Below are 13,874 nucleotides of genomic sequence, written 5' to 3' on the forward strand. Positions count from 1 at the left end.
TACTCACCGGGCTTTGCTTAGAAACTGTAACTCGCCCCTAGCTGATACGTCCTGTCACGCCCAATCCAGCAGTTGGTCGCGTCGTAGCAGGTCAGCGTCTCTTTGTTGGTGATGTTCTGTGCGCTGGCCTTAAGCGTCAGCCCTGCCAGCGAAGGCATAATTTCCCCCATCCGGTACGAAGCCGCCAGATCGTACTGCGTTGCACCACCCAGTTTACCCGCATCGTTAGCCGGAGAGATTTCCATCGGCCCGGTGTAGCGTGCGCCCGCACCCAGCATCAACCCTTTCAACGCCGTGTTCTCAAAGGTGTAATCCCCCCAGAGATTAAAGGCGTTTTCCGGCACCTGCGTTGGACGTTTCCCTTTGTACTTGTCATCTTCCGTATTGATCGCGTGGGTGTAGGCATAGTTAGCAATCAGCGTCAGGTTATCCATCGGACGGCTGATGGCGGACAGTTCTGCCCCTTTTGATTCCACTTCCCCGGTCTGACGATAGTTCAGGAAGCCCGGATCGGAGGTGACGACGTTTTTCTGACGGATGTTAAACACCGAGGCGGTAAAGGTGGTGGCGTAGTCGGCCAGCAGATATTTTACCCCGCCTTCCACCTGCTTGCTGGTGGTCGGTTTGACGTCTTTCGCCACGAGCGTTCCCTGCGGTGACACTGGCGCAAAACCTTCTGAGTAGCTGATAAATGGCGAAATCCCGTTGTCGAAGGCGTAAAGCGCCCCCAGGCGTTTGGTAACGCGGTCCTGCGATACCCAGGCTTTATCGCCGTTTTGCAGATAATTGGTGGTGACGGAGCGGTAATCGTCGTAGCGCAAGCTGCCCAGCAGGTTGAGGCCGCCAAATTCCACCTGATCCTGCAGGTAATAACCGTTCTGTTGGTAGCTGAGACGGTTTTTCTGGGCGGTGTAGAGCCCCAGCGCGCTTTCCTGGATCTGCGAATAGTCAGGATGACGCATATCCATACCCGGCGTGGCCGACGCGTAGCGATAGTGGAAATGGGAGTTCAGCTTCTGATAGTCAAACCCGGCCAGCAGATGGTGTTTCCAGTCACCCAGCGTAACGGTTTTGGTCACCTGGTTATCGATGTTAAAGCTCTTAAGGTCTTCATCGGTGGTGTAGGCAAAGCGGTTGAGCTGGTACACCTCACTTCCCGTCCCTGTCGCGTAGACGCTGCGCTGGTGGGTATCAACGTCGAAATAGCGCGCTTTCTGATTAAAGCCCCAGCCGCTGTCAAATTCGTGTTCGAAGCTGTAGCCCAGCATCCACTGACGCTGCTTAAATCCATTCCACTCATCTCCGGCGTAATCGCGCTTGCCCGCGTATTTCGAGCGCAGGTAAGCGAGCGGCAACGGGTTAGACGGCGTCAGGCTCGGGGTATTTTGCGCCAGGGCATCCAGGGTGAGGCGGGTTTTACTGTCCGGTTGCCAGGTGACAGATGGGGCAATCAGGTAGTTTTCATACCGGGTAGTGTGCGGCTGATCGTCATTTTCCGTCGCTTTACCCAGCAGACGATAACTCCAGTCGCTGCCGGCAATTTGTCCGGTTGAGTCGAGATAGCCCTCTTTCAGATTACGGTTCCCGGTGTTAAAACCGACCTCAGTTCGGGCTTCTCGCTGCGGCTTTTTACTTTGAATATTCACCAGCCCGCCCGGCGAACCGCCGCCGTATAGGACCGATGAGGGACCTTTCAGGATATCAACGCTGTCTATTAACAGCGGATCGATGCGCGCCTTGGTGTTTCCGGTGACGTTATAGGGTAGTTGCAGCCCGTTGTAGAACTCCTGGTCAACGGTAAAGCCACGAATTTTATATTCGCTCATATAGGAGGTATTCCCCCGTACCTCCGTTGAGACGCCCGGGGCATAGCGCAGGATTTCATTCACCGAATTCGCGTGACGCTTTTCTATTTCCGGCGCAGAGAGGGTCGTGATGACCTGCGGCGTTTTACTTTCAGCAACGGCCGATTTCGTGGCGCTGTTCGTCCAGGCCGGTAGCGCGCTGCCCTGCTCTGAGCCCGTAACAACGATGGTGGATTCTTCGGCAATCGCCTGGGCCTGTAATGCCAGCGTGACGGCACCTGCCAGGGCGCACAGCGCAAAACGTGAGGTATTCATAATGTCGTCTTGTTGTTAGATACAATTAGGAACGACAATTATTATCATTTAGATTAGCAAATCAATACTCCGGTAAAAAAACGGCCCTCCGCAGAGAGCCGTTTATGTCAATTTATGCTCGTCGCAGTAACCTGAATATGACCAGCACCACAATGGCACCCACGACAGCGACCAGAAAACTGTGCAGGTCGAAACCACTTATGTTGCCTCCAAAGCCAAACATCGTCGCCAGCCAGCCGCCCACAACCGCACCAACGACCCCGAGTACACAGGTCAAAATAAAACCGCCACCATCACGCCCCGGCATGATCAGTTTGGCAATAGCGCCGGCAATTAGACCAAAGATAATCCAGGCGATGATACCCATAGCGATGCCCTCTTGCAGGTTTAACGCGTGCGCAGAAAACCTTCTGCACAGCTAACTTAAGTATAGGTCATCGCCGGAAAACCATTTTCATCTCACCGACTTATCTTTGCTTAAACAGGCAAAAAAAACTCACCGGTTTGTATTAAGTTTCATTGTTGATTGCCGATAACGCTAAGACAGTCTGTCATCTTTCAAGGAGCCATCCGGCGTGAGTCATTACAGTGAGCAGTTCCTCAAGCAAAATCCGCTGGCTGTATTAGGGGTATTACGCGACCTGCAAAAAGGCGAAGTGCCGCTGCGCATCAGTTGGTCGAATAATCAGTTCATCAGCAAGATCCTTGATGCCTCGCAGGAGCGGCTGGTTATCGACCTTGGCAGTCAGGAGTATGAAAACCGTGCCGCACTGAAAGCGGAAAATATCGCAGTGATGGCCGAAACGCAGGGTGCGAAAGTGGAGTTTGTGCTGCCACGACTGGAACTGAGTGAATACCAGGGGCTTCCTGCTTTTGTTACGCCTCTTCCCACCAATCTCTGGTTTGTCCAGCGTCGTGAGTATTTCCGCATCAGCGCTCCACTTCAGCCAGCCTATTTTTGTAAGGCCAAAATGCCTGACAAAAAAGAGATCCGTTTCCGCCTCTTCGATCTGTCTCTGGGCGGTATGGGCGCGCTGATGGATACCGCGAAACCTGAGGGGCTGGTTGAAGGCATGCGCTTTACCCAGATAGAACTGGATATGGGAGGCTGGGGTCGCTTTTATTTTGATGCACAGCTGATTGCCATCAGCGATCGCAAAGTCGTAGACAGCAAAAATGAAACTATCACTACGCCACGCCTGAGCTTCCGTTTCCTTAACGTGGGGCCCGGCGCAGAGCGCGAGCTTCAGCGTATTATCTATTCACTGGAGCGGGAAGCGCGGCAACGCGCCAATAAAGTTCTGTGAGAAAAGTCGGGCAGCGTAACCGCCGCCCGTCTACGGCATTACATAGCATCCATCGCTTTCTGAACTTTCCAGATATAACGAGGTGCCTGTGGTGCCGGGTGATTCTTAGCTACATGCTCAAAGAACTCATCTTTGTCCATGCCATTAATTTCTGCTATCGCCTCTTTCCGGTCAGAGGAGAAGGTTCTGAGCAACGCGCCGGCACCGTTTACATAAGACACCACCAGCGCATACTGCATCACTTCCGGGTCCTGAATCCCCTTCAGCACCCCATGCTCCATAATGCTCAGGTAGGCGGTTCCCATCGAAATGTTGCGTTCCGGGTTCTTCAGCTCACTGGTCGACGGCTGCCCGCTCCAGCCCATGTAACGGTAGACCTCTTTTCCCGCCGTTGACGCTTTAAGCTGCATCAGCCCCACCGCGTTGGATTTGCTGACGAGCGTTGGATTACCGCCGGACTCCACCGCAATAATCGCCGTGATCAGTCGTGGACTAACGCCCCAGGCCTTTCCGGCTTGTTCGCTGATCGGCATCCACTGCATAGCCCGTTTTACAGGCACTTCCGGGTTCCAGGGCGGGTTTTGATAATCATGTTTAGAACTACAGCCAGCAAGCAACACAATCAAAAAAGCAAACCATCTCAATTTCACGTCATCTATCCTTATAGCCGGTCATCGCGGTGCGCCGCCTCTTGAAGCGGGCGGCGTATAAGCGGCATGATATAGACAATTAGTTTCTCATTCAGCAAGGAATTGCCATGTCTCAGTTTCATCTCATCGCGCCCTCGGGCTACTGCATTAACCAGGACGCGGCACAACGGGGCGTTCAGCGCTTGCTGGAATCCGGCCATCAGGTAGAAAATCAGACGATTATCCCCCGCCGTCTTCAGCGTTTTGCCGGAACGGAAGCGCAGAGGCTGAATGATATTAATAACCTGGTGAACCTGAAGGGCGAAAACCAGATTGTGCTCGCGGTGCGCGGGGGATACGGTGCGAGCCGCTTACTGGAGAGTATCGACTGGCAAGGGCTGGCACAGCGTCAACAACAGGATCCGCTGCTGATCTGCGGACACAGCGATTTCACGGCGATCCAGCTTGGGCTGCTGGCCTTGCATAACGTCATCACCTTCAGCGGCCCGATGCTGGCCGGTAACTTCGGTGCGCCGGAACTGGATCCCTTCACCCAGGAGCATTTCTGGCGCGCGCTGCGTAATCCCACCTACAGCGTGGAGTGGCAAGGCAATGGGCCGCACTGGGAATGTGAAGGCCAGCTCTGGGGCGGCAACCTGGCGATGCTGGTCTCGCTGATTGGTACGCCGTGGCTGCCGCAAATTGAGGACGGCATTCTGGTGCTGGAAGATATCAACGAACATCCGTTCCGCGTTGAGCGTATGTTATTGCAGCTTTATCACGCCGGGATCCTCGAACGTCAGTCCGCGATTGTACTGGGCAGCTTTAGCGGCTCGGCACCGAATGATTATGATGCAGGTTACTCTCTTGAAACCATGGTCGATTTCATTCGCTCGCGGCTGGATATTCCGGTTATTACGGGGCTGGATTTTGGCCATGAGCAGCAGACTGTGACCCTGGCGCTGGGCGCACACGCCGCCCTGATTCATGATGATTCAGGCAGTCGACTAACCATCAGCGGCCATCCTGTCATAAAGGCATAAAAAAACCGTTTAACCCCCTTAATAAAACGCTGTTGCCACCGTTAATATGTTAGGGTTTTAGTAACAGCGTTAACATTGAGGTGGGAGAAAGACAACATTGGATGCCGCAGCGATAATCAGCCTTTTCATTCTGGGTTCTGTGCTTGTAACCAGCAGTATTTTATTAAGTTCATTTTCATCGCGTCTCGGCATACCTATTCTTGTTATTTTCCTTGCCATCGGCATGCTGGCTGGCATTGATGGCATCGGCGGTATCCCATTCGATAACTACCCTTTCGCTTACATGGTGAGTAACCTCGCGCTGGCGGTGATCCTGCTGGACGGCGGGATGCGCACCCAGGCGAGTTCGTTCCGCGTGGCCTTAGGGCCTGCACTGTCTCTCGCGACGATCGGTGTGTTGATTACCTCTGGACTGACCGGGATGATGGCCGCGTGGCTTTTCCATCTCAATATCATGGAAGGTTTGCTGATTGGCGCTATCGTTGGCTCAACCGATGCCGCTGCCGTGTTTTCCCTGCTCGGCGGAAAGGGGCTTAACGAACGTGTCGGTTCCACGCTTGAGATTGAATCCGGCAGTAACGATCCGATGGCGGTGTTTCTCACCATCACGTTAATCGAGATGATTCAGCAGCACGAAAACGGGCTGAGCTGGATGTTTGCCTGGCATATTCTGCAGCAGTTCGGTCTGGGTATTTTCATCGGTCTGGCGGGAGGATATCTGTTACAGCAGATGATCAACCGTATCTCGCTTCCTCTGGGGCTTTACCCTCTGCTGGCGCTGAGCGGCGGCATTCTGATTTTTGCCGTTACCACGGCGCTGGACGGCAGCGGCATTCTGGCGGTTTATCTCTGCGGATTCCTGATGGGCAACCGTCCGATTCGCAACCGTCACGCCATTTTGCAGAACTTCGACGGTCTGGCATGGCTGGCGCAAATCGGCATGTTCCTGGTGCTGGGTCTGCTGGTCACGCCGTCAGACCTGTTGCCGATTGCCGTTCCGGCGCTGTTGCTTTCAGCATGGATGATCTTCTTCGCCCGTCCGCTGTCGGTGTTTGCGGGCCTGCTGCCGTTTCGCGGTTTCAATCTGCGTGAACGGGTTTTTATCAGTTGGGTGGGGCTGCGTGGTGCGGTGCCGATTATTCTTGCCGTCTTCCCGATGATGGCCGGTCTGGATAATGCGCGGTTGTTCTTTAACGTGGCGTTCTTTGTGGTACTGATTTCCCTGTTGTTCCAGGGAACCTCGCTCGGGTGGGCGGCGAAAAAAGCCAAAGTGGTGGTCCCTCCTGTCGGCTGGCCGGTTTCCCGCGTGGGGCTGGACATTCACCCTGAGAACCCATGGGAACAATTCGTCTATCAACTGAGCGCCGACAAATGGTGTGTGGGAGCATCGCTGCGCGATTTACATATGCCGGCCGAAACGCGTATTGCCGCGCTGTTCCGTGATAATGCCCTGTTGCATCCTACCGGCAGCACTCGTCTGCGCGAAGGCGATATCCTGTGTGTCATTGGCCGCGAGCGCGATCTGCCTGCGCTGGGCAAGCTGTTCAGTCAGTCACCACCGGTGGCGCTGGATCAGCGCTTCTTTGGTGATTTTATTCTGGAAGCGAGTGCCAAGTTTGCCGATGTGGCGCTGATTTACGGTCTGGATGAAGGACTGGAGTACCGCGACAAGCAGCAGACGTTAGGGGAAATCATTCAGCAACTGCTGGGTGCAGCCCCCGTCGTTGGTGACCAGGTGGAGTTTGCCGGGATGATCTGGACGGTGGCCGAGAAAGAAGATAACGAGGTCAGGAAAGTTGGCGTGAGGCCAATGGACGAGGAAGCGGAGTAGTAGTTTTTTTGCCGGGTAAGCGCTAGCGCTACCCGGCGAATATATGTTACACCGTCACAACCGGCACTCTTGGTGCCAGCGCGCACATTAATTCGTACCCCACCGTTCCCGCCGCGGCAGCCACATCGTCAATTTTGATTTCGTTACCCCACAGCTCAACCGGTGAACCGATCCCCGCCTGCGGGCATGGCGTCAAATCAACGGCCAGCATATCCATAGAGATGGTACCCACCGTACCGGTGCGCACACCATCTACCAGAACTGGCGTACCGGTCGGGGCGATGCGCGGGTAACCGTCGGCATAGCCGCCCGCCACAATACCAATCCGTTGCTCACCCTTCGCCCGGTAACGGCTGCCGTAGCCCACCGTGTCACCGGCCTTCAGCGTCTGCACGCCAATAATTTCACTGCGCAGGGTCATGACCGGCTTCAGGCCGCTGTTGGCGATATCCTGCCACTGACCTGACGGAGATGCGCCGTACAAGACAATCCCCGGTCGTACCCAGTTATAGTGGGCTTCAGGATGCCATAGCGTGGCGGCTGAGTTTGACAGCGAGCGCGGACAATCCAGCCCTTCAGCCGCCTGCTCAATACGCACCATGGCATCGGCAATGCCATCAGGTTTTTCCGCATCGGCAAAGTGCGCCATCAACGTCATTTCACCCACATTCTTCAGCGCACGCAGCTGTTGCCAGACGGTGTGCACCCGCTCAGGCTGGAAGCCCAGGCGGTTCATACCGCTATTGACCTTGAGGTAAATATCCAGCGGCGCATGCAGTTTTGCATCCTGCAGGGCTTTAATTTGCCAGTTACTGTGAACGCTGGTGGTCAGACGGTACTTATCCAGTAACGGCAGGTCGTCGGCGTGGAAGAAACCCTCAAGCAACAGGATGGGCCCTTTCCAGCCGCGTTCACGCAGCAGAATGGCCTCTTCCAGATTCAGTAACGCAAAACCGTCGGTCGCGCTGAGGGCGCTCCAGATACGGTCAATACCGTGGCCGTAGGCATTCGCTTTGACCACCGACCAGACGCGTGAACCAGGTGCTGCCCGGCGAACAATTTGCAGGTTATCCTTCAGGGCCTGCAGATCCAGCTGAGCCAGAACAGGACGGGACATGACGACTCCTTAGTTATGCGCGCCGTGCAGGTGCTGTGGACGTGACGGCGTAAACCCTGATTGATAGCGTGCTGCGCTTAAATCGTCAAACGGAATAGCCGGCGTGCGCCCGGAAATCAGGTCGCTCAGCAGTTGACCAGACCCGCAGGCCATCGTCCAGCCAAGCGTGCCGTGTCCGGTATTGGTCCACAGATTTTTAAACGGCGTGCGCCCAACTATCGGTGTGCCGTCGGGAGTCATTGGACGCAGGCCGGTCCAGAACGTTGCCTGCTCAACAAAACCCCCGCGCGGGAAGAGATCCCCCACCACCATCTCCAGCGTTTCACGACGCGGCTTCAGCAGCTCGGTGTTGAAGCCGACAATCTCCGCCATGCCGCCGACGCGGATGCGGTTATCGAAGCGCGTAATTGCAATCTTGTAGGTTTCATCCAGGATGGTCGACACAGGCGCGCCGCTCTCCTCTTTCACCGGAATGGTCAGCGAGTAGCCCTTGAGCGGATAGACCGGAATATCGAGAATGCCTTTCAGCATGGCAGTGGAGTACGAGCCAAACGCCATGACGTAAGCATCAGCTTTGATCACTTCGTCGCCGCACTTCACGCCGTAAATCTTTTCCCCTTCCGACAGCAGCTTATCGACAGAGGTGTTAAAGCGGAATTTCACCCCCGCCTGCTCGCACATTTGTGCCAGACGTTGCGTAAAGAGCTGGCAGTCACCGGTTTCGTCATTCGGCAGGCGCAGACCGCCCGTCAGTTTGTGCGCCACTTCCGCAAGGGCCGGTTCAACCTGACCAAGCTGGCTCGCTTCCAGCAGCTGGTACGGTACGCCGGCATCTTCCAGCACGGCGATATCGCGGGTCGCATTTTCGTACTGTTGCTCCGTACGGAACAGCTGTAGCGTCCCGCCCTGGCGGCCTTCGTACTCAATGCCGGTCGACGCGCGCAAGGCTTTCAGGCAATCACGGCTGTACTCCGCCAGACGCACCATGCGCCCTTTGTTTTCCATGTAGTGGCGGGTGTCGCAGTTGCGCAGCATCTGCCACATCCACTTCAGCTGAAACTGGGTGCCGTCGAGGCTGATGGCCAGCGGCGCATGGCGCTGGAACATCCATTTAATCGCCTTCAGCGGAACACCGGGTGCCGCCCACGGCGCCGCATAACCCGGAGAGATTTGCCCGGCGTTTGCCGCGCTGGTTTCAAGCGCTGGACCGGATTCACGATCGATAACGGTTACGTCATGTCCCGCCTGACTTAAATACCAGGCGCTGGTTACGCCAACGACACCACTTCCCAGTATGACAACACGCATAGCCACTCCATTATGTGCAAAAGAACAATCTTCTAATTACAGATTGATAACCTAGTTGAAAATATTATTCAACATATGACTTTTTTATGGTGACTTACCTCACACATCCCCCAGCATCAGGGGATAGTGCTAATTTGGGATCTCCTGCTGCGCGTTATTTTTAACCAGCATAATATGCTGCGAGACACCGTTTATTTGCCGTATCAAAAACGCGAAATCGCAAAGAAAAAATTTCTGCTCCAGCACGCTTTTTAACACGTTGATCTATGCTTGAAAGGAGGCTCTCCAGACAGAGAGAGCACCCACAATGAGGGCGCGCTAATGGCTACTATTGATTCCCTGAACAAGGACAACACACGTCTGAGCGATGGACCCGACTGGACCTTCGAGCTGCTGGATGTCTACCTCGCCGAAATCGACCGGGTGGCAAAACTGTATCGCCTGGATACTTATCCGCATCAGATTGAAGTCATTACGTCCGAACAGATGATGGACGCCTACTCCAGCGTCGGGATGCCGATTAATTATCCTCACTGGTCGTTTGGTAAAAAATTTATTGAAACGGAACGGTTGTATAAGCACGGGCAGCAGGGGCTGGCGTATGAGATTGTCATCAACTCCAACCCGTGTATTGCTTATTTGATGGAAGAGAACACCATTACCATGCAGGCACTGGTGATGGCGCATGCCTGCTACGGACACAACTCCTTTTTCAAGAACAATTACCTGTTCCGCAGCTGGACGGATGCCAGTTCTATTGTCGATTACCTTATCTTCGCCCGTAAGTACATTACCGACTGCGAAGAGCGTTATGGCGTGGATGAAGTGGAAAAACTGCTCGATTCCTGCCATGCGCTGATGAACTACGGCGTGGATCGTTACAAACGTCCGCAGAAAATCTCCCTGCAGGAGGAGAAAGCCCGGCAGAAAAGCCGCGAAGAGTATCTGCAAAGCCAGGTAAATATGTTGTGGCGTACCCTGCCGAAGCGTGAGGAAGAGAAAGCGGTGGCCGAAGCACGTCGCTATCCGTCTGAGCCGCAAGAAAACCTGCTCTATTTTATGGAGAAGAATGCTCCGCTGCTGGAACCATGGCAGCGTGAAATCCTGCGCATCGTGCGCAAGGTAAGCCAGTATTTCTACCCGCAAAAACAGACCCAGGTGATGAACGAGGGCTGGGCGACATTCTGGCACTACACCATTCTCAACCATCTGTATGACGAAGGAAAAGTCACCGAGCGGTTTATGATGGAATTCCTGCATAGCCATACCAATGTGGTGTTCCAGCCGCCGTACAACAGCCCGTGGTACAGCGGGATTAACCCGTACGCGCTTGGCTTTGCCATGTTCCAGGACATTAAACGTATCTGTCAGTCACCCACAGAAGAAGACAAGTACTGGTTCCCGGATATCGCCGGTTCTGACTGGCTGGAAACGCTGCATTTCGCCATGCGCGACTTTAAGGATGAGAGCTTTATCAGCCAGTTTATGTCGCCGAAGATCATGCGTGATTTCCGCTTCTTTACCGTTCTGGACGACGATCGGAATAATTATCTGGAGATTTCAGCGATCCATAACGAAGAGGGGTACCGTGAGATCCGCTCTCGCCTCTCTTCTCAGTACAACCTGAGCAATCTTGAACCCAATATTCAGGTATGGAACGTTGATTTACGCGGTGACCGCTCTCTGACGTTGCGGTATATCCCTCACAACCGCGCGCCGCTGGATAAAGGGCGTAAAGAAGTGCTGAAGCATGTGCATCGCCTGTGGGGCTTTGACGTGCAGCTTGAGCAGCAGAATGAAGATGGTAGCGTGGAGTTACTTGAGCGTTGTCCGGCGCGGTTGAATACGCTGTAGCTCTGCCCTGTTTGTCCGCGAAGCGTCGCGCCATCCGACGAAAAAAAACCTCTCATATGAGAGGTTTTTTTATTTAACGACTTTGAATCGCTAAATCACCCGGTAGGGTTTTCTGCATACGGTGCCAGATTTCACCGGAGTCGTGGCCGTAGCGACGCACGGTTTCATAGACCTGATCGTGCAGACCTTCAGAACAGAGCTTGCTCAGCTTATGGTAGAAACCCAGTGCCAGGCTGCGGGCTTCCGGATTAGCAAAATAGTGGCGACCAATGCGGGTATACAGCCCTTTCATACCATTCAGAATAAGGCCGTAAATTGGGTTGCCAGAGGCAAACGCCAGCCCACGGAAGACGTTGTAATCGAGGGTTGCAAACGCATCTGCGTGATCTTCAACTTCGTTCGCACTGGCCAGCACGGCAAGCGCATCTTCCGGATGCTGACGAAAAGCGGTGCGAATAAAGATCGTCGCAATGTTGGTACGCACGGAAAGCAGATTATCGATCAGCTGCGGCACGCTTTCATGGTCGAGGCGCGCCAGCGTTTCAAGAATATTCAGCCCGGAAGTTTCCCAGAAGTTGTTCACTTTCGTTGGTTTGCCGTGCTGAATCGTCAACCACCCATCACGTGCCAGTCGCTGGAGCACTTCACGCAGCGTGGTGCGAGTGACGCCAATCAGTTCAGAGAGTTCGCGTTCAGCCGGAAGAATGGATCCCGCAGGAAAACGATTATTCCAGATGCTTTCAATGATGTACTCTTCCGCGAAACCCGCCGGGCTCTGCGCCTTAATGACCATAGTGAGATTTCCATTACACAGCTTTAGCAAATTGGACTCATCATACCAGAGGCACGCTGTAGCAGATAGCGCGGCAAAGAGAGAAAAGAGGGATCGCGGTTTCATTTTTGTGAAATTTACAATACTGACTTATCCACCTCCAGGCCGCGATTTTTGCGTATACTCATGTTTTGTCTGAGTTGACGGGGAAGGACGTCTGTCGTGGAAATTTCTTTTGGGCGCGCAGTGTGGCGCAATTTTTTAGGCCAGTCACCCGACTGGTACAAACTGTTATTGCTGGTGTTCCTGGTCGTTAATCCCATCATTTTTATTGTGAGCCCGTTTATTGCCGGCTGGTTGCTGGTGGCCGAGTTTATCTTTACCCTGGCAATGGCGCTGAAATGTTATCCCCTGCTGCCGGGCGGATTGCTGGCGTTTGAAGCGGTCGTTATCGGTATGACCAGCGCAGAGCATGTTAAAGCAGAACTGGCCTCTAATCTGGAAGTGCTTCTGCTGTTGATATTTATGGTGGCCGGTATCTACTTCATGAAACAGCTACTGCTGTTTATCTTTACCCGCCTGCTGCTCAGCATTCCGTCGAAAACACTTCTGTCGCTGGCCTTCTGCGTGGCTGCTGCTTTTCTTTCGGCCTTCCTGGATGCCCTGACGGTCGTTGCGGTGGTGATAAGCGTTGCCGTTGGATTTTACGGCATTTACCATCGGGTGGCCTCTTCGCGCCCCGGTGACGATCTGCTGGATGACAGCCAGGTTGATACTTACCACCGGGAAGTGCTGGAACAATTTCGCGCCTTCCTGCGAAGCCTGATGATGCATGCCGGCGTTGGCACCGCCCTGGGTGGCGTGATGACAATGGTGGGTGAACCCCAAAACCTGATCATTGCCAAAGCGGCTGGCTGGCATTTTGGTGATTTCTTCCTGAGAATGGCACCGGTGAGTATACCGGTTCTGATCTGCGGTCTGGTGACCTGCATGCTGGTGGAGAAGTTTCGTCTCTTTGGCTATGGCGCACAACTCCCGGCCCCGGTGCGTCAGGAACTGCATAAATTCGATCTGCAAAGCCGTAGCCAGCGGACGCGCCAGGAGACACTGCGTCTTATTGCGCAGGGGATCATCGGTGTCTGGCTTATTGCCGCGCTGGCGTTTCATCTTGCTGAAGTGGGGTTGATTGGTCTCTCGGTTATTATCCTCGCCGCCACATTTACTGGCGTAACGGATGAACATGCTATCGGCAAGGCGTTTACCGAAGCCTTGCCGTTTACCGCGCTGTTAGCTGTATTTTTTGCCGTTGTGGCGGTAATTATTGACCAACACCTCTTCGCGCCAATTATTGCCTTTGTTTTACAGGCTGCACCGGATGCTCAGCTCTCGCTGTTTTATCTGTTTAACGGCCTGCTCTCGTCGATATCCGACAACGTCTTTGTCGGGACGGTCTACATCAATGAGGCTAAAGCGGCCATGGAGCAAGGCGTCATCAGTACGGGGCAGTTTGAGCTGCTGGCTGTGGCGATCAACACCGGCACTAACCTGCCGTCGGTTGCGACCCCTAACGGGCAAGCCGCTTTCCTCTTTCTGTTGACCTCCGCGCTGGCGCCACTCATACGACTTTCTTATGGCAAGATGGTCTGGATGGCCCTGCCCTATACGCTGGTGCTCACGATCGTGGGATTGCTTTGCGTCAAAATTACCCTCATTCCCTGTACGCAATGGTTGATACAAGCGGGTATACTTGCGGCGCAATAAAGTATGCATCTCGGGCAGTTCGCTGCCCGTTTGTTTTTTCGCACGATAAACATCCAATTACGTTTTATTTCGTCAGGTACAGGTGGCGCGAAAAACGAATTCGTTTACACTGCGCTTTCTAAGCATGTTCCA

Annotated in this window: 11 protein-coding genes; 5 read left to right on the forward strand and 6 right to left on the reverse strand. The window is 54.1% G+C overall.

Annotated elements, in window-relative coordinates; genetic code table 11:
- Window positions 1–17: 17 nt before the first annotated feature.
- Together ACLHV8_RS12325 and ACLHV8_RS12330 are read right to left on the reverse strand one after the other, a co-directional pair.
- A complete protein-coding gene (locus ACLHV8_RS12325) occupies window positions 18–2,120 on the reverse strand; it encodes a TonB-dependent siderophore receptor (RefSeq protein ID WP_208594423.1) in 2,103 nt (700 codons plus the stop codon).
- A 112-nt stretch (window positions 2,121–2,232) separates the two neighbouring features.
- Window positions 2,233–2,487 (reverse strand): GlsB/YeaQ/YmgE family stress response membrane protein, encoded by a 255-nt coding sequence (locus tag ACLHV8_RS12330; RefSeq protein ID WP_049008565.1) that lies wholly within the window; start codon window positions 2,485–2,487, stop codon window positions 2,233–2,235.
- A 208-nt stretch (window positions 2,488–2,695) separates the two neighbouring features.
- Here ACLHV8_RS12330 and ACLHV8_RS12335 point away from each other — a divergent pair, with 208 nt between their 5' ends.
- Window positions 2,696–3,427: a flagellar brake protein gene (locus ACLHV8_RS12335; protein ID WP_114976938.1), complete on the forward strand. Its 732-nt coding sequence runs from the start codon at window positions 2,696–2,698 to the stop codon at window positions 3,425–3,427.
- 38 nt (window positions 3,428–3,465) lie between these two features.
- Here the strand turns inward: ACLHV8_RS12335 and emtA are convergent, their stop codons facing one another.
- Window positions 3,466–4,077 (reverse strand): membrane-bound lytic murein transglycosylase EmtA, encoded by a 612-nt coding sequence (emtA, locus tag ACLHV8_RS12340; protein WP_028018692.1) that lies wholly within the window; start codon window positions 4,075–4,077, stop codon window positions 3,466–3,468.
- Between the two features lie 107 nt (window positions 4,078–4,184).
- Here emtA and ldcA point away from each other — a divergent pair, with 107 nt between their 5' ends.
- Both ldcA and ACLHV8_RS12350 read left to right on the forward strand, forming a co-directional pair.
- On the forward strand, window positions 4,185–5,099 hold the full coding sequence (ldcA, locus tag ACLHV8_RS12345; RefSeq protein ID WP_208594422.1) for a muramoyltetrapeptide carboxypeptidase: 915 nt from the start codon (window positions 4,185–4,187) through the stop codon (window positions 5,097–5,099).
- Between the two features lie 97 nt (window positions 5,100–5,196).
- Window positions 5,197–6,930: a potassium/proton antiporter gene (locus ACLHV8_RS12350; RefSeq protein WP_208594421.1), complete on the forward strand. Its 1,734-nt coding sequence runs from the start codon at window positions 5,197–5,199 to the stop codon at window positions 6,928–6,930.
- A 46-nt stretch (window positions 6,931–6,976) separates the two neighbouring features.
- Here ACLHV8_RS12350 and dadX read toward each other — a convergent pair whose 3' ends face one another.
- Window positions 6,977–8,047: a catabolic alanine racemase DadX gene (dadX, locus tag ACLHV8_RS12355; protein WP_108089702.1), complete on the reverse strand. Its 1,071-nt coding sequence runs from the start codon at window positions 8,045–8,047 to the stop codon at window positions 6,977–6,979.
- Window positions 8,048–8,056: 9 nt separating this feature from the next.
- Window positions 8,057–9,355, reverse strand: a complete 1,299-nt coding sequence (locus tag ACLHV8_RS12360; protein WP_028018688.1) for a D-amino acid dehydrogenase — start codon at window positions 9,353–9,355, stop codon at window positions 8,057–8,059.
- A gap of 321 nt (window positions 9,356–9,676) precedes the next feature.
- Between ACLHV8_RS12360 and ACLHV8_RS12365 the strand changes: the two genes are divergently transcribed.
- Window positions 9,677–11,209 (forward strand): SpoVR family protein, encoded by a 1,533-nt coding sequence (locus ACLHV8_RS12365; RefSeq protein WP_024909810.1) that lies wholly within the window; start codon window positions 9,677–9,679, stop codon window positions 11,207–11,209.
- 73 nt (window positions 11,210–11,282) lie between these two features.
- Here ACLHV8_RS12365 and fadR read toward each other — a convergent pair whose 3' ends face one another.
- On the reverse strand, window positions 11,283–12,002 hold the full coding sequence (gene fadR / locus ACLHV8_RS12370) for a fatty acid metabolism transcriptional regulator FadR (RefSeq protein ID WP_028018687.1): 720 nt from the start codon (window positions 12,000–12,002) through the stop codon (window positions 11,283–11,285).
- A gap of 201 nt (window positions 12,003–12,203) precedes the next feature.
- Between fadR and nhaB the strand changes: the two genes are divergently transcribed.
- Window positions 12,204–13,742, forward strand: coding sequence for a Na(+)/H(+) antiporter NhaB (gene nhaB, locus ACLHV8_RS12375; RefSeq protein ID WP_049008558.1), 1,539 nt, complete (start codon window positions 12,204–12,206; stop codon window positions 13,740–13,742).
- Window positions 13,743–13,874: the final 132 nt, after the last annotated feature.

This window comes from Enterobacter sp. CPE_E863 (genome assembly GCF_046521465.1).
GTDB classification, from domain to species: domain Bacteria; phylum Pseudomonadota; class Gammaproteobacteria; order Enterobacterales; family Enterobacteriaceae; genus Enterobacter; species Enterobacter adelaidei.

Coding starts and splice junctions, on each gene's coding strand:
- ACLHV8_RS12365 (WP_024909810.1), top strand. CDS start 9,677: ATGGCTACTATTGATTCCCTGAACAAGGACAACACACGTCTGAGCGAT.
- ACLHV8_RS12325 (WP_208594423.1), bottom strand. CDS start 2,120: ATGAATACCTCACGTTTTGCGCTGTGCGCCCTGGCAGGTGCCGTCACG.
- ACLHV8_RS12360 (WP_028018688.1), bottom strand. CDS start 9,355: ATGCGTGTTGTCATACTGGGAAGTGGTGTCGTTGGCGTAACCAGCGCC.
- dadX (WP_108089702.1), bottom strand. CDS start 8,047: ATGTCCCGTCCTGTTCTGGCTCAGCTGGATCTGCAGGCCCTGAAGGAT.
- fadR (WP_028018687.1), bottom strand. CDS start 12,002: ATGGTCATTAAGGCGCAGAGCCCGGCGGGTTTCGCGGAAGAGTACATC.
- ldcA (WP_208594422.1), top strand. CDS start 4,185: ATGTCTCAGTTTCATCTCATCGCGCCCTCGGGCTACTGCATTAACCAG.
- ACLHV8_RS12330 (WP_049008565.1), bottom strand. CDS start 2,487: ATGGGTATCATCGCCTGGATTATCTTTGGTCTAATTGCCGGCGCTATT.